The 20,364-nt window shown below is 72.8% G+C and carries 22 protein-coding genes; 12 read left to right on the forward strand and 10 right to left on the reverse strand.

Annotated elements, in window-relative coordinates:
* The first annotated feature begins 49 nt into the window (after window positions 1–49).
* The 5 genes from WFJ17_RS10470 (at window position 50) to WFJ17_RS10490 (ending at window position 5,926) form a co-directional block, all read left to right on the forward strand.
* Window positions 50–721: a GAP family protein gene (locus WFJ17_RS10470; RefSeq protein WP_251438978.1), complete on the forward strand. Its 672-nt coding sequence runs from the start codon at window positions 50–52 to the stop codon at window positions 719–721.
* A 43-nt stretch (window positions 722–764) separates the two neighbouring features.
* On the forward strand, window positions 765–2,351 hold the full coding sequence (locus tag WFJ17_RS10475; RefSeq protein ID WP_336648380.1) for a carboxylesterase/lipase family protein: 1,587 nt from the start codon (window positions 765–767) through the stop codon (window positions 2,349–2,351).
* Window positions 2,352–2,435: 84 nt separating this feature from the next.
* Window positions 2,436–4,172, forward strand: a complete 1,737-nt coding sequence (locus tag WFJ17_RS10480) for an amidohydrolase (protein WP_336648381.1) — start codon at window positions 2,436–2,438, stop codon at window positions 4,170–4,172.
* A gap of 26 nt (window positions 4,173–4,198) precedes the next feature.
* Window positions 4,199–5,722, forward strand: coding sequence for an MFS transporter (locus WFJ17_RS10485; RefSeq protein WP_336648382.1), 1,524 nt, complete (start codon window positions 4,199–4,201; stop codon window positions 5,720–5,722).
* An 81-nt stretch (window positions 5,723–5,803) separates the two neighbouring features.
* The gene (locus WFJ17_RS10490; protein WP_251438971.1) at window positions 5,804–5,926 is read left to right on the forward strand and encodes a universal stress protein; all 123 of its coding nucleotides are present in this window, start codon (window positions 5,804–5,806) and stop codon (window positions 5,924–5,926) included.
* Between the two features lie 18 nt (window positions 5,927–5,944).
* On the opposite strand, the gene WFJ17_RS10495 is transcribed toward WFJ17_RS10490, so the two are convergent.
* Genes WFJ17_RS10495 through WFJ17_RS10505 form a run of 3 tightly spaced genes read right to left on the reverse strand, consistent with a single transcriptional unit; the run spans window position 5,945 to window position 8,177 of the window.
* Window positions 5,945–7,240, reverse strand: a complete 1,296-nt coding sequence (locus tag WFJ17_RS10495; protein WP_336648383.1) for an RNA polymerase sigma factor — start codon at window positions 7,238–7,240, stop codon at window positions 5,945–5,947.
* Complete coding sequence (locus WFJ17_RS10500) at window positions 7,237–7,593, reverse strand: YciI family protein (protein ID WP_336648384.1); 357 nt, start codon at window positions 7,591–7,593, stop codon at window positions 7,237–7,239. The genes WFJ17_RS10495 and WFJ17_RS10500 overlap by 4 nt, the downstream gene beginning before the upstream one ends.
* A gap of 14 nt (window positions 7,594–7,607) precedes the next feature.
* Window positions 7,608–8,177 (reverse strand): dihydrofolate reductase family protein, encoded by a 570-nt coding sequence (locus tag WFJ17_RS10505; protein ID WP_336648385.1) that lies wholly within the window; start codon window positions 8,175–8,177, stop codon window positions 7,608–7,610.
* A 347-nt stretch (window positions 8,178–8,524) separates the two neighbouring features.
* Between WFJ17_RS10505 and WFJ17_RS10510 the strand changes: the two genes are divergently transcribed.
* The 3 genes from WFJ17_RS10510 to WFJ17_RS10520 are packed head-to-tail and all read left to right on the forward strand — an operon-like array spanning window position 8,525 to window position 10,336.
* Window positions 8,525–9,016, forward strand: coding sequence for an RNA polymerase sigma factor (locus WFJ17_RS10510; RefSeq protein WP_251438963.1), 492 nt, complete (start codon window positions 8,525–8,527; stop codon window positions 9,014–9,016).
* Entirely contained in the window at window positions 9,013–9,636 is a 624-nt protein-coding gene (locus WFJ17_RS10515; RefSeq protein ID WP_374208746.1) for a methylated-DNA--[protein]-cysteine S-methyltransferase, read from the forward strand. Before WFJ17_RS10510 ends, WFJ17_RS10515 begins: the two co-directional genes overlap by 4 nt.
* A 28-nt stretch (window positions 9,637–9,664) precedes the next feature.
* Window positions 9,665–10,336, forward strand: a complete 672-nt coding sequence (locus WFJ17_RS10520) for an alpha-ketoglutarate-dependent dioxygenase AlkB family protein (RefSeq protein ID WP_336648386.1) — start codon at window positions 9,665–9,667, stop codon at window positions 10,334–10,336.
* A 95-nt stretch (window positions 10,337–10,431) separates the two neighbouring features.
* Here the strand turns inward: WFJ17_RS10520 and WFJ17_RS10525 are convergent, their stop codons facing one another.
* The gene (locus WFJ17_RS10525; protein WP_292885601.1) at window positions 10,432–11,082 is read right to left on the reverse strand and encodes a hypothetical protein; all 651 of its coding nucleotides are present in this window, start codon (window positions 11,080–11,082) and stop codon (window positions 10,432–10,434) included.
* A gap of 93 nt (window positions 11,083–11,175) precedes the next feature.
* On the opposite strand from WFJ17_RS10525, the gene WFJ17_RS10530 reads away from it, so the two are divergent.
* Entirely contained in the window at window positions 11,176–11,703 is a 528-nt protein-coding gene (locus WFJ17_RS10530) for a hypothetical protein (protein WP_336648387.1), read from the forward strand.
* Window positions 11,704–11,771: 68 nt separating this feature from the next.
* On the opposite strand, the gene WFJ17_RS10535 is transcribed toward WFJ17_RS10530, so the two are convergent.
* The 4 genes from WFJ17_RS10535 to cmtR all read right to left on the reverse strand — a co-directional run bounded on the left by WFJ17_RS10535 (window position 11,772) and on the right by cmtR (window position 15,221).
* Window positions 11,772–12,809, reverse strand: coding sequence for a zinc-dependent alcohol dehydrogenase family protein (locus WFJ17_RS10535; RefSeq protein ID WP_336648388.1), 1,038 nt, complete (start codon window positions 12,807–12,809; stop codon window positions 11,772–11,774).
* Between the two features lie 67 nt (window positions 12,810–12,876).
* Complete coding sequence (locus tag WFJ17_RS10540) at window positions 12,877–13,989, reverse strand: fatty acid desaturase family protein (protein WP_292885584.1); 1,113 nt, start codon at window positions 13,987–13,989, stop codon at window positions 12,877–12,879.
* 132 nt (window positions 13,990–14,121) lie between these two features.
* Window positions 14,122–14,865, reverse strand: a complete 744-nt coding sequence (locus tag WFJ17_RS10545) for a cation transporter (protein ID WP_336648605.1) — start codon at window positions 14,863–14,865, stop codon at window positions 14,122–14,124.
* Window positions 14,862–15,221, reverse strand: a complete 360-nt coding sequence (gene cmtR, locus WFJ17_RS10550; RefSeq protein ID WP_336629391.1) for a Cd(II)/Pb(II)-sensing metalloregulatory transcriptional regulator CmtR — start codon at window positions 15,219–15,221, stop codon at window positions 14,862–14,864. Before cmtR ends, WFJ17_RS10545 begins: the two co-directional genes overlap by 4 nt.
* A gap of 205 nt (window positions 15,222–15,426) precedes the next feature.
* On the opposite strand from cmtR, the gene WFJ17_RS10555 reads away from it, so the two are divergent.
* Window positions 15,427–16,695 (forward strand): ammonium transporter, encoded by a 1,269-nt coding sequence (locus WFJ17_RS10555; protein WP_292885578.1) that lies wholly within the window; start codon window positions 15,427–15,429, stop codon window positions 16,693–16,695.
* Window positions 16,696–16,700: 5 nt separating this feature from the next.
* On the forward strand, window positions 16,701–17,303 hold the full coding sequence (locus WFJ17_RS10560; protein WP_251438945.1) for a hypothetical protein: 603 nt from the start codon (window positions 16,701–16,703) through the stop codon (window positions 17,301–17,303).
* A gap of 45 nt (window positions 17,304–17,348) precedes the next feature.
* Here WFJ17_RS10560 and WFJ17_RS10565 read toward each other — a convergent pair whose 3' ends face one another.
* Entirely contained in the window at window positions 17,349–18,293 is a 945-nt protein-coding gene (locus tag WFJ17_RS10565) for an endonuclease/exonuclease/phosphatase family protein (protein WP_336648389.1), read from the reverse strand.
* Window positions 18,294–18,400: 107 nt separating this feature from the next.
* On the opposite strand from WFJ17_RS10565, the gene WFJ17_RS10570 reads away from it, so the two are divergent.
* Window positions 18,401–19,156 (forward strand): AAA family ATPase, encoded by a 756-nt coding sequence (locus WFJ17_RS10570; RefSeq protein ID WP_336648390.1) that lies wholly within the window; start codon window positions 18,401–18,403, stop codon window positions 19,154–19,156.
* 262 nt (window positions 19,157–19,418) lie between these two features.
* Here the strand turns inward: WFJ17_RS10570 and WFJ17_RS10575 are convergent, their stop codons facing one another.
* Window positions 19,419–20,330 (reverse strand): sigma factor-like helix-turn-helix DNA-binding protein, encoded by a 912-nt coding sequence (locus WFJ17_RS10575; RefSeq protein WP_336648391.1) that lies wholly within the window; start codon window positions 20,328–20,330, stop codon window positions 19,419–19,421.
* Between the last annotated feature and the right edge of the window lie 34 nt (window positions 20,331–20,364).

The following is a 20,364-nucleotide window of genomic DNA, read 5'->3' on the forward strand; positions in this document are numbered from 1 at the left end:
CACCCGGACGCACCCGCTCCGGGGTCCGCGACGCGAAACGGACGCTCCCGTGAACGACCTGCACGAGCTCATCCCGCTGGCGGTCGGGATGTCGCTGTCCCCGCTCCCGATCGTCGCGATCGTGGCGATCGTGCTCGCACCGCGCGGGCGCAGCTCCGCCCCGGCCTTCACGGCCTCGTTCACGCTGGTCTCCCTCGTGCCGATCGCGATCGGGGCGATCGCCTCCGCGCACGTCTCCGCCGCCACCTCGGGCAGCCGGGTCGTCTCACTCGTGGTGTCGATCCTCGTCGCCGCGGGGTTCGCCGTGTTCGCGGCGCTGAGCTGGCGGTCGCGTCCCCGCAACGGCGAGCCCGCGGTGGCGCCCCGCTGGCTCGCCGCGATCGACGCCGTCACGCCGGCGCGGGCCGCGGGGCTCGGTGTGGTCATGGCAGCCGTGAACTCCAAGAACGTGCCCCTGGGGCTGAAGGGCGGTGCCCTCATCGGCGAGGCCCACCTGCCGGTCTGGGGGAGCGCGGCCCTCTGCCTCGTTCTCGCGCTCGTCGCGTCGTCGCTGCTGATCGTCCCCGCCCTCGTCGAGCTCGGCGGCTCACCCCGCGTCCGCTCCGCGCTGCAGGGTCTGAAGGGGCAGCTGATCGCGCACAACGCGGCGATGATGACGGTCGTGTTCGCGCTGCTCGCCGCCGACGAGGTGGCCCAGATCGTGCACCGGCTCACCAGCTGACCTCGTACGTCCCGTCCCCGTGACCCCCGAGAGAGAAGGATCCATGTCGCACCAGGAACCCACCCCGTCCGCCGCGTCCGGCGACGCCTCTGCCGTCGTGGCTCCCGCGGGGACCTTCCGGGGCGCCGCCGCCGGCGGCGTCCGCTCCTGGCGGGGCATCCGCTACGCGGTGGCGCCCGTCGGAGGGCTGAGATGGCGGGACCCGATCGCCGCGGAGCCGGTGGAGGGGGAGAGCGATGCCACCGTCTACGGTCCCGCGTGCCCGCAGAGCGCGAACCCGTCGGTACCGCTCGGCGACGACGTGGTGCTCGACGAGGACTGCCTCGTGCTGAACGTGTGGGCTCCCGAAGGGGCGACGGCGCCGCTTCCCGTGATGGTCTGGCTGCACGGCGGCGCGTACACCTTCGGCTCCTCCAGCCAGCCGCTCTTCGACGCGACGTCGCTCGTGCGCACCGGCGACGTGGTCGTGGTGACCGTGAACTACCGGCTCGGGGCGTTCGGGTTCCTCGACCTCGCCGGGCTCCTCCCGCACGGCGGGTTCGACCGCAACCTCGCCCTCAAGGACGTGCTGCTGGCGCTGCGCTGGGTGCAGGACAACGTCGCCTCCTTCGGGGGCGATCCGGATCGGGTGACGGTCTTCGGCGAGTCCGCCGGTGGCGGGCTCGTCACGACGCTGCTCGCCACCCCTTCCGCCGCGGGGCTCTTCCATCGCGCGATCGCGCAGTCGTCTCCCGCCTCGAGCATGTACGGCGTCGACCGTGCGCGCGACGTGGCGGAGCGCTTCGCCGCCGAGCTGGGCATCGATCCCTCGGATCCGTCCGCCGCGGACGCGCTGCGCGCGGTGCCGGCGGAGGACGTCGTGACCGCCGGGATGGCCGTCTACGCCGCCATCCCCGATGTCGCCCCCGGAACCCTGGCCTTCGCCCCGGTCGTCGACGGCGCCCTCCTCCCCGAGGCCCCGGTCACGGTGCTGCACGACGGCCGGGGGCTCCCGGTGCCCCTCATGATCGGGACGAACAAGGACGAGGCCGCCCTCTTCAAGTTCATGAAGTCGCCGCTGATCCCGATCACGGACGACCGGATCCGTCAGATGTTCGCGGACATGGCCGCAGACAACCCCGGCCTCGACATGCCCTCGGCGGCCCAGGTGCAGACCGCCTACGAGGACGTCCGGCAGCGCGCGATGGGACTCGGAATCGCCCGGGACATCGGCTTCCGCATGCCGACGCTGTGGATCGCCGAAGGGCACAGCGCGGTCTCCGACGTCTGGCTGTACCGCTTCGACCACGCCGCGCCCTTCCTGCGGCTGATCGGTCTCGGCGCCACCCACGCCACCGAGCTCCCCTACCTGTGGGGCAACCTGAGCGGCGGACCGAAGGATCCGACGTTCCGCCTCGGCGGGCGCCGCGTCGCCGAGGCGATCTCCGCGCGCATGCAGCAGCGGTGGACCGCGTTCGCGCACGGCCGCAATCCGGACGCGGCCGACGCGCCCGCCTGGCCCGCGTACTCCGTCGACGGCGCGGGCGGCACCCGGGCGACTCTCGTGATCGAACGGCAGGACGCGATCGTCGACGACCTCGACGGTGCGCTGCGCCCCGCCTGGGGCGACCAGGTCCTCGACTTCCGCTGATCGGCCGGCCGGCGCATCCGCCCGGCGACATCTCCCGCATCTCCTCCCGTTCTCTCCGGCACCCTCCTCACCCCTAGGAGCCTCATGTCCGACGACTGCCTCGCCGCCCTCCCCGCGAGCCGCGCCCACCTGTCCTCCGCGATCTCCGCCGCCGGCCACGGGATCGCGCCCGCGCACTACGCCGCCGACTCCGCCGCCGGATCCGCGGCCGACCTGCTCGTCGTCGGCCGCATCTCGACGGGCGATCCGCTGGCGCCGGCGGCCGAGGCGATGGCCGTGTCCGGCGGGCGCATCATCGCGCTCGGATCCGCCGCCGACCTCGACGGGCTGACCGGCCCCGCCACGACCGTCCTGTCGCCCGACGGCGTGGTCATCCCCGGCCTCATCGAGCCGCACGCCCACATCTGGGTGTCGCTCATGACGCTGGACTGGACCGACGTCTCCCACGTCGCCTGCCCCGGGTTCGACGACGTGTTCGCCGCCCTGAAGGTCGCGGCCGCCACGACGGCACCCGGCCAGTACGTGCTCGCCAAGCTCTTCGACCCCAGCCTCTATCCGGGCGAGCCCGCGCTCACCCGGGGCATGCTCGACCGCGTCGCGGCCGATCGTCCCGTCGTCGTGCTCAACGCGTCGATGCACTTCGCCTACGCCAACAGCGCCGCGTTCGCCGCGGCGAACATCTCTGACGACACGCCGGCGCCCGCCGGCGGCACGCTCGAGAAGATCGACGGGCGCCTGACCGGGATCGTCGGCGAGGCGCCGGCCGTGACGATGCTGCTGGCGGGCCTGCCGCGCCCCGACGCCGCCGATGTCGCGCGCGGCGTCCGCCGGCTCCTCACGGAGTTCGCGAGCCAGGGCGTCACCTCGGTCCGGGAGGCGATGACGGGCACCCTCGCCGGAGTCAGCGAGATCGCGCTGCTGCACCAGCTCAACGGCGCGCGGCGGCTGCCCGCTCGGGTCTCCACCGCGCAGTTCTCGGCGCTCGACGGATACACGACGCCCGCCGAGGTCGCCGCCGCCTGGAAGGCCGCGGGCGTGACGCCGTTCAGCGGGGACGAGATGGTCCGCGCCGACGCGTGGAAGCTCGTCGCCGACGGATCCAACCAGGGCCGCTCCGGCTACTTCCTGCAGCCGTACCTCGGCGAGACCGCGGGAGGTCACGCGAACTGGACTCCCGAGGGGCTGCGCCAGGCGATGCGCGCGGGGCTTGCCGACGGGTGGCAGCTGATGATCCACACCAACGGCGACGCCGCGGTCGAGCTCGCGCTGGAGGCCGCGGAGGAGCTCCTGCCCGGCACCGATCCGCACCTGCGGCACCGCTTCGAGCACGCCTCCGTGACGACCGACGATCAGCTCGCGCGGATGGCCTCCGCGGGGATCTCGCCGAGCTTCCTGATGGACCACGTCTACTACTGGGGTGCCGCGTTCCGCGACACGATCCTCGGCGCCGACCGCGCCGCACGCCTGGACCGCGTGGCCTCCGCCTACCGGGCGGGGCTGCGTCCGAGCCTGCACTCGGACTACAACGTGACGAAGGTGCACCCGCTGCACAGCGCGCAGACGGCGGTGCTGCGCCGCCTCGAGGCGGACGGGTCGGTGCTCGGACCCGACGAGTGCGCCACGCCCGCGCAGGCGCTCGCGGCGATCACCACCCACGCCGCCTGGCAGATCCACGCCGACGACCGCGGAGTCCTGCGCCCCGGCATGCGGGCCGATTTCGCCGTCGTCGACGCGGACCCGTGGACGACCGATCCGGCCGGCTGGGACGGGATCGACGTGCACGCCACCTACATCGACGGCACCGTCGCCTTCTCCTCCTGACCCCTCGCGCAGAGAGCCCCCACGACATGAACGACACCGCCACCGCCGACGTCGCCCGCACGGCGTCGCGCCTCGCCGTCCCCCTCCTGGGCGTCCTGGCCGCCGTCCAGGGCGCCGCACCCAACATCGCCGCCACCGCGCTCGTCGGCGCCAGCCGCGGCCTCGACATGGTCGGCGGCCAGCAGGCGCTCGGCGCGTCGATGCAGACCCTCGCGATCGCGGCCTCCGTCATCACGACGGGGCTGCTCGCCGACCGGATCGGGCGCCGCGGGATGCTCGTCGCGGCGCTGCTGGCGAGCATCGCAGGTCAGGTCCTCGTCGCCGTCGCCCCGACGGCGCTCGTCTACATCGTCGGGCAAGCGGTCTCCGGCGTCGGGCTCGGAGCCGTTTACGCCGCCGCCTTCGCGTACATCCAGGTGCTCGCGGCCCCCGGCCGGCTCCCCGCGGCCGTCGCCGCCTTCGCCGCCGTCGCCGGGGCCGCCGGCGTCGTGTTCACCTTCTCCGGCGGACTCCTCGCCGGCGCGGACTGGCGCCTCGCCTTCCTGCTCGTCCCTCTGCTCTCGGCTCTCGCCATCCCGGCGGTCCTGATGCTGCTCCCCGCGGTCGCGCCGAGCGTCACGGAGCGGCGCGACGTGTGGGGGCAGCTCCTGCTCATGGCAGGGATGGTGGTCTTCCTGTACGGCGTCTCGCAGCTGGCCTCGTCGCTGACGAACCCGGTCACCTGGGCCGTGATGGCCGCCGGGATCCTGCTGCTGGCCGCCTTCGCGTGGTCGCAGACGCGCGTGCGCCACCCGTTCTTCCCGGTGTTCCTCTTCCGGCGCCCGCTCTTCCTCGGTGCTCTGTGCGCGGGGTTCGTCTTCAACTTCGGCGTCGCCGCGGCCTTCCTCCAGCTCACGAACCTCTGGCAGTACGTGCTCGGGCTCACCCCCGCCGCGGTCGCGGTCTGGCAGCTGCCGGTGTCGGTCACGTCGATCGTCGGAGCGGTGATCCTCGGGCGCCTGATGTCCCGCGGGATGACCCCCCAGGCCTCTCTGATGCTGGGCGGGCTGCTCGCCGCGGCCGGCTTCGCCGCCGCCGCCCTCGCGCGGAACGCCGACACCCCGCTCGCCTTCGTGCCCGCGGGCGTGCTCGTCGCGTTCGGCGTCACCGCGGCGTCGCTCCCGTACGGCACGCTGATCCTCAGCGAGGCCCCGGCGGAGTTCTACGGCCCCGTCACGAGCGCGCGCACCACGTTCGGGCAGCTCTTCTACTCGCTCGGCACCGCGCTGTCGACGGTCGCGGTCACGCAGCTCACGATCTCCGGGATCACCGCGCGCCTGCACGCTGCCGGGATGTCGGCCTCCGATGTCGCGTCGGCGCTGGGCAGCGTCGGGGCCTATGCGAAGGACGGCAGGCGCCCCGCGCCGCAGGTGTTCGAGGCCGCGACGGCCGCCTACCGCGACGGGTTCGGGGTGCTGATGACCGCGATCGCCGTGCTCGCCGCGATCGTGGCGCTCATCGGCGCACGACTGATCGCACGGGGAGGACGCTCCGGGACCGCCGCCGCATGACCTCGCGACACGGTCCCTATCCAGGACCCTGTTCCCCTCCCGCACCGGCGTTCCCTCTCGGTACACGCGGATCCCGTCAGCGTGGTGGGGTCGAGCGGCCTGAACCCGCTCGCCCGGGTCTTCCTCGGATCCCACGGTGCGAAGATCGTGCGCAACGCCGGCGTTCCGGTGCTCGTGGTGCCGCGCTCCGCGGCATGGCCCTGAGGTCGTCGGGCCTGCCGCTCAACGGGCCCCGGGTCTCGCGGCACGGTCGAGCAGGAGCGCCTGCTCGGCCGTGTTCGCGGTGAGCCTGGCGGCCCGTTCGAGCTCCCGGCCCGCCTCCGCCGTCCGCCCGAGCCGCAGCAGCAGGTCGCCGCGCACGGCGTGCAGCAGGTGGTAGTCGTCGATCGTCCCGCCTGCGACGACCGCATCGACGAGCTCGAGTCCCGCCGCGGGGCCGTGCAGCTCGGCCACGGCGACCGCACGATTGAGCTCGACGATCGGCGAGGGGAACCGCGCGGCGAGCACGGCGTAGAGGCCCGCGATCCGTCGCCAGTCGGTCTGCGGCTGCGTCGGCGCCATCGCATGCGCGGCGGCGATCGCCGCCTGCAGCGCATACCGGTCGGGCGGCCGCCCGCGATCGTGGGCGAGCGTGTGGGCGCGGGCGAGGGCGGCACAGCCGCGCCGGATCAGCAGGCGGTCCCACCGGGTGCGGTCCTGGTCGCGCAGCAGCACGGGGCGACCGGCAGCGTCGTACCGGGCGCGCAGCCGGGACGCCTGCAGCTCGAGCAGCGCCGCGAGGCCCGCGACCTCCGGTTCGGCGGGGAGCAGCCCGCTGAGGACCCGCGCGAGCCGCAGCGCCTCGGTGCAGAGATCGATCCGCATCCAGTCGTCCCCGGCCGTCGCCGCGTACCCCTCGTTGAACACGAGATAGACGACCTCGAGCACGGCATCGAGACGCTCGGCGAGCTCCGCACCGCTCGGCACCTCGTAGGGGATGTGCTCGTCCCGGATGGTCTTCTTCGCGCGCGAGATGCGGCGCACGATCGTCGGGGTGGCGGTCACGTACGCCCGGGCGATCTCGTCGGTCGTCAGCCCGCCGACCATGCGCAGCGTGAGCGCGACCTGCGAGGTGCGGGGGAGCGCCGGATGGCAGGCCGTGAACAGCATCCGCAGCAGGTCGTCGGTAATCTCCTCGTCGACGGCCGCGGCGGGATCGGACGAGCCCGTGTCGAGGGAGGAGAGGATCTCGCCCTCCAGCAGCGGCAGCTTGCGGGCGAGCGTCGAATCCCGGCGGATCCGGTCGATCGCCCGCCGCTTCGCCGTGACGGTGAGCCACGCGCCGGGATTGGCCGGCACGCCGTCGCGGGGCCACTGCTCCAGCGCCGCGACGTGCGCGTCCTGCGCCAGATCCTCGGCCAGGGTCATGTCGCCCACGAGGCGCGTCAGCACGGCCACGAGCTGCGGCCACTCGATCCGCCACGCCGCGTCGACCGCGCGCGGGACCGCGCGGTCGACGGGCGGGTCGGACGCCGTCATTCGCCGTCGAGCTCGCGCAGCTCGAGGGCCATCGTCCACTCGGGGCCGTGGATGCGCAGGAACCGCGTGCCCCATTCGACGGCCTCGTCACGGGTCCGCGTCTGCAGCAGGCAGTAGCCGCCCACCATCTCCTTCGACTCGGTGAACGGCCCGTCGACGACGGTCACGCTCCCTCCGGCGAGCCGGAGCACGGCTCCTTCCTCGGGCGGGCGGAGACCGGCCGTGTCCAGGAGCACGCCCGCCTTGGTCATCTCCTCGAGCAGGTGGCCCATCTCCTCCTCGAGCCCGGAGTCGGGCGCCCAGTCGGCGGGCAGTTCGTCGATGTCGGGACGGATCAGCAGCAGGTATCGCATGGTCCGATCCTCTCTCAGGCCACGCCGTAGCGCAGGTAGGTCGCACCGGCCGCGAACGAGCGGGACTCCTCGAGCCTCAGGTCGAGCTCGGTGCCCGCGGGGAACAGCGGCGTGCCGCCGCCGATCACGACCGGGTGCACGACGACGCGGAACTCGTCGATCAGGCCCAACGCGAGGAAGGAGTGCACGAGCTTCGGGCTCGCGTAGATCGCGATCGTCCCCCCGGCCTGCTCCTTCAGGGCGCCGAACTCCTCGGCGAGGCTCCCGCGCACGAGCCGGGTGTTGTTCCAGTCGGCCGATGCGAGCGTGGTCGACACCACGATCTTCTCGACCGCGTTGACCCACTCCGCGTGCTCGCGCTCCACCGGCGTGCTCTCCGCGGTCGGCTGGGTGCTCCAGTACCCGTACATCCCGAGATAGGTCTCCCGGCCGTAGACGGGCAGGTCGAAGTCCTCCTGGATGTGCTGCGCGTAGGCGGAGAGCTCCGCGTCGTACGCGCGGTTCGTCCACTCGAACCCCATCCCCTTGCCGCTGGACACGTACCCGTCGAGCGTCATGTGCTCGAATGCCACGATCTTCCGCATCTTCCTGTCCTTCCGTCGCGGGGCCGCCTTCCGGCCCCTTCACCTGTTCCGTCGAACGAGGCCGTCGGATCCGGACACACGGGCGGGAATCTCTCCTCTCGCGGGCGGGCGCGTCGCCTCCGGTGACCGGCGACGGCGCGACCGAACTCAGGCTGGATCTCACACAGGCCCCGGTTCTGCGGGTGAAATCGGCCGCGGGCACGGATCCGGCCTGAATTGCGTCGGGCGCGGGGAGCCGCACCGCGAAGCGGTCGGGCGGATTCCGGATCCGATCTCACGTTTCGGCCGTGGTGTGCGTCTTCAGAGCAGAGACGGATACCAAGACGAGAGACTTCAGGGGGAGGGACATGAGACAGCCGTTCGAAGCAGTGGTGCAACAGCACGGGGTCACGGTGTTGCGCGTCTGCCGGTCCCTGCTCGGGATCCACGACGCCGACGACGCCTGGTCGGAGACATTCCTCGCCGCGATGCGCGCCTACCCGGGGCTCCCTGAGGCGGCGAACGTCGAGGCGTGGCTCGTGACGATCGCCCGCCGCAAGTCGATCGACGTGCACCGGGCGGCCCGGCGCGCTCCGCTGCCGGTCGAGGAGCTGCCAGACGCACCGAGTGTGCTCGGCATCCCCGGCGCGGGGGACGACGACCTGTGGGCGAGCGTCGCGGCGCTTCCGGGCAGGCAGCGGCAGGCGATCACCTACCGGTACCTCGCCGGGATGTCGTACGCCGAGATCGCGACGATCCTCGGCGGGACGGTCGAGGCGGCGCGCCGCGCCGCCGCCGACGGCATGAAGACCCTCAGAAGGACCTATCCGGGCGTGAACCAGGAGGGAGCAAGACCATGAACGACCTGACGCACATCCCCGACGCCGACGCGGTCGGCGTCGGGCCGGCGTCCATCGACTCCGGCACGATGGCTGCGCTGCATCGTCGGCTGGAGGCCGCGGCGCAGGCGGAAGGCCTCGTCGACGTCGCCTACACGACCGTCGACAGCCCGGTCGGGCCGCTGCTGCTCGCGGCGACCCCGCGGGGGCTCGTCCGCGTCGCCTATGCGATCGAGGACCACGACCGCGTGCTCGAAGACCTCGCGGTGCGGCTCAGCCCGCGCGTGCTCCGGGCGCCGAAGCGGCTCGACGCCGCCGCCCGCGAGCTCGACGAGTACTTCTCCCGCACCCGGGAGCGGTTCGACGTGGAGCTGGATCTGTCGCTCTCGCGCGGCTTCCGCCGGCTGGTGCAGCAGCATCTGCCGGAGATCGGATACGGGCAGACCCGCAGCTACCGGCAGATGGCCGAGCTCGTCGGCAATCCGAAGGCGGTGCGCGCCGTCGGCACCGCCTGCGCCACCAACCCGCTTCCCGTCGTCGTGCCGTGCCACAGGGTCCTGCGCACCGACGGCACGCTGGGCGGGTACATCGGAGGGCTCGAGGCGAAGACCGCCCTGCTCGCGCTGGAGGCCGCGGCATGAGCACCGCGACGGCCGAGGGGTGCGCGGCATGACGCTGTTCACTCCCGACATGGAGGCGCCCCGGGGCCCGGAACGTCCCGGCCCCGGCGCCGTCCTGCTCCCGGGCTGGCTGACGCTCGATCAGCAGCAGTGGATCGTCGCCCGCTTCCGCGAATGGACGGCCGGGCCCGTGCCGATCCGGGCCGCGAAGGTCCGCGGCCACGAGATGTCCGTGCGCACCGTCTGTCTCGGCTGGCACTGGCAGCCGTACCGCTACACGCGGGAGGCGACGGATGTGAACGGCGAGCGCGTGCTGCCGTTCCCCGACTGGATGGTGCGTTTGGGGCGCCGGGCACTGGCCGATACGGGCCACTCGGATGAACAGGTGGCCGCGTACACCCCCGACACCGCGCTGGCGAACTTCTACGACGACGCCGCGCGCATGGGCATGCACCAGGACAGGGACGAGAAGTCCCTCGCCCCGATCGTGTCGCTGTCGATCGGCGACACCTGCACGTTCCGGTTCGGCAACACCGAGAACCGCGGCAGACCGTACACCGATCTGTCGCTGCGCTCGGGCGACCTCTTCGTCTTCGGTGGCGCATCGCGGCTCGCCTATCACGGCGTCACCCGGGTGCATCCCTCCACCGCGCCCGAGGGATGCGGCCTCGACAGCGGCCGCATCAACATCACCATGCGGATGACAGGACTCTCCGGCTGACCGTGGTCGGGCCCGGGGCGGCGGAGCTGGCCGAGGGCGGGCCGCCGTGGCTGACCGTGGCCGGGCCCGGCCGCCGGGGCTGACCCGCGCCGGCGTCAGTCCAGCGGGCGGCTCACGCCGAGCAGCAGGGCGGGGAGGGTGTGCCGCACGTAGCTCGATTCCGGGAACGACTTCTCGTTGCCGCCGGACAGGATCCACGACTCGAAGGAGCGCTCGTAGGTCAGGATCACGACCCGCACGCCCAGCGCGGGCTGCCACTCGAATCGGCGGCCGATCCGCGCGAGCAGCAGCTCGAAGGCCTCGAGGAGTGCGGGCAGGAACGCGCGCTCCGACTCGATCACGTCCTCGCTGCGCGCTCCGGTCGACGCCGCGAGCTGTCGTTCGCGGAGCCGGATCGTGAGCGAGCTCCAGTCGAGGGGGCGGGCGCGGGCGAGCGCGGCGGAGATCGCGACCTCCGGCGCCTCGTCCGGATGCTCATCCGGATCGAAGGACTCGGCGGCCGAGCGCACGCGCTGGGCGCACTCCTCGAGCAGCTCGTGATCGACGGCGTGCAGGAGATCGCGATCGCCCGGGAACAGCGTCCGGAAGGCGCCGTCGCCCAGGCCGGCTTCACGGCGCAGCTGGGCGGTCAGCGCCGGAAGGGATCCGTCCCAGGTCGGGAGCATGATCCGCGCCAGGGTGATCACGCGGGCGCGGCTCTGCCGGCGCGATGCGTTCACGCGCGACGAGTGCTCTTCGGTTGCCATCTCGGATCCGTCCTCTCCTTGATCGAGGGTAGCGGCGTCCGGTATGCCCGAGGTCCGGCCCCGGGGCGTCGGCGGCTGCGAGAGGATGGTGACGTGAGCTACGACGCGGAGGAGACCGTCTTCGCACAGGCGGGACGGCGGATCCGGCTCGAGACGAACGCGCAGTTCGACGCGCTGGTCGGGGCGTTCGAGGCCGCGGTCCCCGCGCTGCCGGAGGAGCAGGCCCTGGCCGAGGTGCGCGGCGGCGACTGGGCGGGGTTCGTGCGCGGGCTGCAGTGGGAGGCGCCGAGCGGGTTCGTCCGGGTCTGGACATCGCGCCCCGATGCGCTCATGCAGCACGCCGGCGGCGGTGCCCGCAGCGCGGTCTGGCTGATCGCTCACCATGGGATCGCCGCGCGGCTGTTCCGGCACGACCCCGGCACGATGCTCTACGCGCCGCTGCGCATCGAGATGCACACCTCCGCCGCCGCGGGCACCACGCTGAGCTTCGAGGCGCCGGGCGCCCGGCTCGCCGGATTCGGCGTCAACAAGATCATGCAGGCCGGCGCCGAGCTCGACCGCGCCCTCGGCGACCTCATCGAGGAGATCGGGCTGCCCCGCCCGGCCGCGCTGCGGCGCTGATCGGGGCCGCCGAGCGGCGGCGCCGGCAGCACGTCGCCGGGCGCATCTGCCTCCTGCGCGGAACGCGATCAGCGCCGCGGATCCACCATCGTCATTCCCGCGACCGTCGCCCGGTCGAAGGCGGGCAGCAGCGCCGCGGCCTCTTCGAGGCCGATGGTGCGTTCGATGAGGCGCTGCGGGGCCAGACGCCCCTCGCCGATCAGCGCCATCATCGCGGGATAGTCGGCTGCGGCCATGCCGTGGCTGCCGAGCAGGTCGAGCTCCCAGCCGATCACGCGGTCCATGGGCACGCGGGGATGTCCGTCGACCGGGGGGAGCAGGCCGATCTGCACGTGCCTGCCGCGCCGGCGCAGCGAGTGGATCGCGTCGGCGAGGGTCTGCTCGCTGCCGACCGCATCCACGGAGATCTGGCTGCCTCCGCCGGTCAGCGCGGCGACGGCGGCCGGGATGTCTGTGCCGTCGGCGAGCAGTGCGAGCTCGGCTCCGACCTCGCGCGCCACGGCGAGCGCTTCGGGATTGCGGTCGACGGCGATCACCCGTGCGCCGAGCGCCCGCGCGATCATCACCGTGCTCAGGCCGACCCCGCCGGCCCCGACGACCGTGACCCACTCGCCCTCGCGCACCCTGGCGCGGCCCACGACGGCGCGGAAGGCCGTGGCGAACCGGCAGCCGAGGCTCGCCGCCGTGGCGAAGTCGACGTCGTCGGGAACGGCGACGAGGTTCACGTCGGCGGCATGGAGGGCGACGACCTCGGCGAAGGAGCCCCAGTGCGTGAAGCCGGGCTGCTGCTGATCGGGGCACACCTGAGCGTTGCCGGAGAGACACCACTCGCAGCGCCCGCAGCCGCACACGAACGGCACGGTCACGCGGTCGCCGATCCGCCAGCGCGCGACCTGCGGCCCGACGGCGACGACGACGCCCGCGAGCTCGTGCCCCGGCACATGAGGGAGGGCGATGTCGTCGTGCCCGGCCCAGGCGTGCCAGTCGCTCCGGCACAACCCCGTGGCCGAGACCTGCACGAGAACGCCGTCTGCGGGAACCTGCGGTTCCGGGACCTCTCGCACCTCGGGCTGGGATCGGACCGCATCGAAGACGACTGCACGCATGCCCTCATCCTGTCAGGCTCGCGTGCGGCGCCGGGGGCTCGCCCGAGCGGACGCGGCCTGACGCCGCTCAGGCCCGCCGGTACGCCGAGGCCATCGGGCAGTCGAACGGATCCCGCGCGGCCAGGCCCACCCGGTTCAGGTAGTCGATGACGATCGCGTAGGAGCGCCAGAGCGAGGTCTCGGTGTAGGGCACGTCGTGCGTGGCGCAGTAGTCGCGGACGATCTCACGGGCCCGGCCCAGGTGCAGCCGCGACATGTTCGGGAAGAGGTGGTGCTCGACCTGGTGGTTCAGGCCGCCCATCAGCACGGTCGCCCACCAGCCGCCGCGGATGTTGCGCGACGTGCGCACCTGCTTGCTGAAGAAGTCCAGCCGTGCGTCCGGTGCGATCACGGCCATCCCCTTGTGGTTGGGGGCGAACGACGCCCCCATGTAGACGCCGAAGACCGCCAGCATCACTCCGAGGAAGGCGAACGCCATGCCGAGCGGGAGCAGCAGGAAGATCGGGGTCAGTACCAGCGCGAAGCGCGCGGCGACCATGCCGATCTCCGCCCAGCGGGCCTTCACCGGTCCGCGGCCGACGAGGTGCCGGAAGCTGAGGACGTGGAGGTTCAGGCCCTCCAGGGTCAGCAGCGGGAAGAAGAGCCAGCCCTGCCGCAGCGTGATCAGCCGTCGGAGCCCGCGGGCCTGGACCGCGTCCTCCTCCAGGAAGGAGATCGTGTCGACCTCGATGTCGGGATCCTTGCCGACCCGGTTCGGGTTGGCGTGATGCCGGCTGTGCTTGGAGTCCCACCAGGAGTAGCTCATGCCGACGACCGCGGCCAGCACGCGTGCCAGCCGGTCGTTCGCGGGCCCGGTGGAGAGGATCTGCCGATGCGCGGCCTCGTGCGCGAGGAAGGCGACCTGGGTGAACAGGATCCCGAGCGCTGCGGCCATGAGCAGCTGGAACCAGCTGTCGCCGAGCAGCACGAATCCGGTGGCGACCCCGGCGAAGGCGACCGCGATCGCGGCCCCGACCATCGCATAGAACCAGGGCGTCCGCCGCAGCAGGCCGGTCTCCCGCACCACCTGGGACACCTCGACGAAGGCGCGGGCGACCGGAGGGAAATCCCCCTGCCTGGCGTACGTCTGCCGGACGGGGCCGAGGCGGGAGGGGGGAGTGCCGACGGATGCGAGGGTCATGCGCGCCTAACGGGTCTCCGGCCGGAGCCGGGGGGGCGGAAGCCAAGGGCGGGCGCCGATCGCTGGTGCTCACGCTACGCGGGGGCATATGCGTCGTGGCGCATGGGTCGCAGCGCAGGCTGCGGGCATTCCTCAGTCGCGCGGGCGGCCGGGTGACAGGGTGAGCCCCACGGACCCTTTCGGGGCGGATCCGGCAGGACGCGCACAGCAGTCGTCATCGCACGGCTCGGGATCCCGCTCGCCGGTCAGCGCGGACAGGGGCGTCGCGCAGCAGGCGTCGCCGCGCCACGCCTCGATGCCCTCGCGCACGGCGAAGCCCGCGATCACGAGCGCGGCGACGGAGTCCGCCCAGGCCCAGCCGAGCAGGCTGTTCAGCAGCAGCCCGGCCAGGAGCGCGGCGGACAGGTACGAGCAGATCAGCGTCTGCTTCGAGTCGGCGATCGCGGACGCGGATCCCAGTTCGCGCCCGGTGCGTCGCTCGAACCAGCTGAGGAACGGCATCACCACCAGGCTGAGGGCGGCGAGCGCGATGCCGATCGGCGAGTGCGCGGCCTCCCGGAGCCCGACCAGGGAGAGCCCGGCATCCACGACCACGTACGCGGCGAGGCCGAAGAAGGAGATCGCGATGATCCGCAGGGCGGCCTTCTCGCGCCTCTGCGGATCCGGCGCGGCGAACTGCCAGGCCACCGCGGCGGCGGAGAGCACCTCGACGATCGAGTCCAGCCCGAACCCGATCAGCGCCGCGGAGGACGCCGCGCCTCCGGCCGCCAAGGCGATGACCGCCTCGACGACGTTCCAGGTGATGGTGATCGCTACCACGATCCGGATGCGCGGGCGCAGCACCGCGACACGGCCGGGCGCGACCGCGAGCGTCATGAGGCGGAGCCCGTCGCGCAGCAGCCGGGGACGGTGCAGGCCGGATCGAGACACGGCACGTCCTCGTCGACGGCGAGCGTCGTCTCCACCAGCGCGGTGAGCGCGGCGGCGAGATGCGGGTCGGCGATCTCGTAGCGCGTCCGGCGTCCCTCCGGCTCGGCGACGACGATGCCGCAGCCGCGCAGGCACGACAGGTGGTTCGACACGTTCGTGCGGGTGAGGTCGAGATCCCGCGCGAGCTGCGCGGGATAGCCGGGCGCCTCGAGGAGCGAGAGGAGGATCCGGGAGCGCGTGGGGTCGGCCAGGGCCCGGCCGAGCCGGTTCATGACGTCCACTCGAGTCGCGATGGTCAGCACATGCTGACTATACAGCGAACGCTGACCAATCTTGTCCGCGATCCTTCCGCGGCGCACCGGGGGGCGGGATTTACCGCATGTTCACAGCGGGCGCGCTCGGCGAAACGCCCCGGAAACATAGCGCGCGTCGGCCCGAAACGCGCCGGTGGGAGTCTGACTGCACCCGACGCTGCAGGAGCGTTCTCACTGAGAGAGGAGCGGACCCATGGATCAGGGGAATACCGCCTTCGTTTTGATCTGTGCAGCCCTCGTGCTGCTCATGACGCCAGGTCTGGCGTTCTTCTACGGCGGCCTCGTCAAGGCCAAGAGCGTCATCAGCATGATGATGCTGAGCTTCGGTGCGATCGGCCTCATCGGCGTGCTGTGGGTCATCTACGGCTACGCGATCGCCTTCCCCGGCAACCACGGCACGGTCGCGCCGTGGGCCATCGACTGGTCGTCGATCGGGCTCTCCAACCTGCTCGAGGTCCCCAAGGGCGCCGCCTACCCGCCGCTCGCGTTCGTCGCCTTCCAGGCCACCTTCGCCATCATCACGGTCGCCCTCATCTCCGGCGCCATTGCCGACCGCGCGAAGTTCGGATCCTGGATGGTCTTCGCCGCCATCTGGGCGACCGTCGTCTACTTCCCCGTCGCGAGCTGGGTCTTCAACTTCGGCCTGAACAAGGACGGCTCCTTCGCCTACGGCGGCTGGGTCACGCACGGCCTGCAGGACATGCTGGGGGTCGGTGCGATCGACTTCGCGGGCGGTACCGCGGTGCACATCAACGCGGGAGCCGCAGCCCTCGCCCTCGCTCTCGTGCTCGGCAAGCGCCTCGGCTTCCAGAAGGGCGCCGACGTGCCCCACAACCCGCCGTTCGTGCTGCTGGGCGCGGGCCTGCTGTGGTTCGGCTGGTTCGGGTTCAACGCCGGCTCCGAGCTCGCCGCCGACGGCACGGCCGCCGTCGCCTTCGTGAACACGATCGCCGCCCCCGCCGCCGCGCTGCTGAGCTGGCTGCTGATGGAGAAGATCCGCAACGGCAAGCCGACCTCGGTCGGGGCCGCCTCCGGTGCGGTCGCCGGCCTCGTCGCCATCACGCCGGCCTGCGCATCGCTGACGCCGATCTGGGCGGTCGTGCTCGGACTCCTCGCGGGCGTCGTCTGCCAGCTCGCGATCGATCTGAAGTTCAAGCTCGGCTTCGACGACTCCCTCGACGTGGTCGGCATCCACCTCGTCGGCGGCATCATCGGCACGCTCTACCTCGGCGTCTTCGCCAACGGCACGGGCCTCATCTACAGCGGCAGCTTCGCGCAGCTCGCGGCGCAGGCGCTCGCGGCCGGCGCGGTGCTGGTGTACTCCTTCGTCCTGGCCTACGGCATCGGGTTCGTGATCGAGAAGACCCTCGGCTTCCGTGTGAAGGACGAGGACGAGATCGCGGGCCTCGACACCGTGGTGCACGGCGAAGAGGGCTACGTCCTCACCGGCGCGAAGGCCTGAACCCGGTGGCTGCGACGACCTTCGCTCCGGGGCCGGCCCCGACCAGGCTCACGCGCCTGCGGGACCTGCCCCGGCGAGGGCTCGTCGCGGGCGGCGGGCACGTGCGCGAGATCTGCGGCACCTGGGGCGCCAACGGCGAGCTGCACTGGATGCTGCAGCTCGTCGAGCTGCGCGGACCGGAAGGGATCCTGCACCTGCCGCCGGATGCGGCGCATGTGCTGGCCGGAATCGGCGGGCCGCAGGTCGGGATCGGGCCGGGAGCCGCCGTGGGCCTGCGCAAGGAGCGGGTGATGCACTACGCAGGGGCCTTCCTCGAGCTGCACCGCCCCCGGCTGCGCGCGGCGGAGCTGAGCCGCGTGCTGGTGCTGTCCTCGGTGCCGGCGCGCGCGACTCCGTCGCTGGTCTTCTCCGATCTGCACGGCACGACCCCGTTGCCCGCCGACGTGCGCGCGCTGGTCGTGCGATCGGGAAGGGTGAGCGCAGGAGGCAGCACCGCGACGGCGATGGAGGCGCTGGTGCTGCCGGATGAGACGAGGGGCGACGGCGCGGTCGTCCCCGGACCCGGGGCCGTCGCCGACGACGCCCGGGTCCTCCTGGTCGTCGGCTGACGGCCGCGGGCGGATCCGATCCCTGCGGATCCGCCCGCGAGGCGATCAGCCCCGCAACGCGGCGATGATGGCGAGGTGGTCGCTGCGTCCGGCCGTGGTGGTCTTCGCCGCCGCCTCGGCGAAGCCGCGCTGGAAGACGTGGTCGATCCGCACGGCGGGGAACGAGGCGGGCCAGGTGAACGACGGCGCGAGACCGCCGAAGCGCGCCTCGCCGAGTTCGCGGGAGATCGACGCGAGTGCCGGATCCGTCGAGACGGCGTTGAAGTCGCCGAGTGCGACGACGCGCGGGGTGCGGTCATCGCGGATCCGCTCGCCCAGCGCGGACAGCATGCCGTCGCGTGCGCTCTGCGCGCCGGGGCGCAGCGATGCGGCGTGCACGACGTAGACGCTCACCGGTCCGCTCGGCGCTTCCACGGTCACCCGCAGGGCGCGCTTCCACCCCAGCCCGAGGTCGAGCGCCTCCTGATCGACGATCGGGTACCTGCTCCACACGCCCACGGTGCCCACGCGGTACGCGTGCGGGTAGGCGTCGGCGAGCTCGTCCGCGATCGCCGCACCCGAGTCGGCGTCCAGCTCGGTGAACGCGAGGAGCTGCGCCCCGTCGGCGGCCAGTGTCCGCGCCGAGGCCGCCCCGGTGCCGGATCCTGCCTCGACGTTCTGCGTGGCGACGAGCAGTCCGTCTCCCGCTCCGGGGCCGCCCTGCCAGGGCACGGGCAGGAACCCCCACAGTGCGACGGTCCAGGCCACGACGGGGACCGCGGCGATCCAGGCGGTCCGCGGACGCACGAGCAGCGCGCCGACCACCAGCGGGACGAGCGCGAACCCGAGCCAGGGGAGCACGACGGCGATCGCGGTGCCGAGAGGGCCGGGGACCGCGCCGAGCAGCACGATCGCCACCAGCGCGACGGCGGTCACCAGCAGCGCGACGATCGCGCCCCGGCGGGGTGCGGTGCGCCGGGCCCCGACCGGATCCATCGTCGCCTGGCTCATGGAACCATCCTTCCGGCATCGATCTGGGGATCGGCTGACGGCGCCGATGCCGCGGTGTCGGCGGGCGCACGCAGAATGGATCCGACCCCGATCGTGCGAGGAGCGTCATGGATCCGTTCTGGAACACGGGCAGCCGGCGCCGCCGGCAGCAGCCGGTCGTCGCCGTGCACCCGGCGGACGACGCCCCGGGGCCGGGCGGGGACTGGCCGCGGAACATCCCCGCCGTCGCCCAGGTGCTGCGGGACGGCATCGAGCTGGATCCCGGCATCACGTTCCTCGTGGGCGAGAACGGCAGCGGCAAATCGACCATCGTGGAGGGCATCGCGATCGCGTACGGGCTGTCGCCCGAGGGCGGATCCCGGCAGGCGCGGCATCGCACCCGGCCCACGGAGTCGCCGCTGTCGGACTGGCTCCGGATCCAGCGCGGCGTCGGAGCCGACCGGTGGGGCTTCTTCCTGCGCGCCGAGACGATGCACTCCTTCTACACCTACCTCGAGGAGAACCCGTCGACGGGTCTGCCCGACGTGCCGTTCCACGAGATGAGCCACGGCGAGTCGTTCCTCGCGCTGCTCGGATCCCGGTTCAAGGACCCGGGGTTCTACTGCCTCGACGAACCCGAGGCGGCGCTCTCGTTCTCGTCGACGCTGAGCCTCATCGCCGTGCTGCGCCGCATCGCCGACGAGGGCGGTCAGGTGCTCTGCGCCACGCACTCGCCCGTGCTCGCCGCGCTTCCCGGGGCCACGATCCTCGAGGTCGGCGCGTGGGGCCTCCGCCCGGCGGCCTGGGAGGATCTGGAGCTCGTGCAGCACTGGCGCTCGTTCCTCGACGCGCCTGCGCGGTACACCCGGCACCTGCTCGACTGAGCGGGTGCCGCCGGGGCTGGGGGGCGGGCTCCGCCAGGGGCGGGGCGGCTCGTTCTCTCGCCGCGTGTGACGATCAGCACAGGGTGTGGCGATCGGCACACGTGTTGACCTGGATCCGTGTGCTGATCGGCGCGAGGTGTGCTGATCGTCACAGCCGAGCCGAGCCGAGCCGAGCCGAGCCGAGCCGAGCCGAGCCGAGCCGAGCCGGCGCCGGGTGTCGGCGGCCGGACGCGGCGGTGTCCGGGAGGGGCGCCGGGCGCGGTCAGAACGCCCGGGTGAGCTTCTCCGGGTTGCACACCTGGCGGAGCCCGTGGATGAGCCCGTCGTCGCCGAACTCGAGCGTGAGCACGTCGGTGCGGTCGGGACGCAGGAACGCGATCGCCGGCTCGCCGTTGATGTCGAGCCGCTGCACGGAGAACGGCAGCGCGGGGTCGGCGATCGCCTTCTGCAGCACGCCGACGAGGAAGCGCCGCACATGATCGGCGCCGAAGATCGGGTTGCGTGCGGCGCTGACCCTGCCGCCCCCGTCGTTCCAGAGGATCGCGTCGTCCGCGAGCAGGGCGAGCACCCCCGAGACGTCGCCGTGCTCGACGGCGACGAGCAGCGCGCCGAGGGCCGCGGGATCCGCCGCGCGGGTCGTCGCCGGGTCGTCCGCAAGGCGCAGCCGGCGCTCGCCGCGCGAGATGAGCTGCCGCACCGCGGCCGGCGTCCGCTCCAGGATCCGCCCGATCTCCCCGGCCGTCATGCCGAACGCGCGGTGCAGGACGACGGCCGCACGGGCGTCGGGCGCCAGCTGCTCCGCCATGTGCAGCAGGGCGAGGGAGAGCAGTTCCCGGTCGGCGACCGCGTCCTCGGGCAGCCGCGAGGTCGCGACGGGCTCCGGCAGCCACGGGCCGACGTACTCCTCCCGCACGGCGGCGAGGGCGCGCACCCGATCGATCGAGCGCCGCACGCACACGGTCGTGAGCCACGCGGGCCACGACCGCACGCGTCCCGCGGACCCGGATCCGGAGGGCTCGGATCCCTCGCTGCGCTCCTGCTGCAGGGCCTCGATCGCGACTTCCGACACGACGTCCTCGGCGTGACCGTAGTCGCCGAGCATACGGGAGGCGATGCCGATCAGGCGCCCCCGCTCGGCCTGCCACGCGCGGGTGGCGGGCGAGACGAGGGTCATGCGCTCACGGTACCGTCCTGGCGTCGCACCGCGC

This window comes from Microbacterium sp. MMO-10, assembly GCF_037148715.1.
GTDB lineage: Bacteria > Actinomycetota > Actinomycetes > Actinomycetales > Microbacteriaceae > Microbacterium.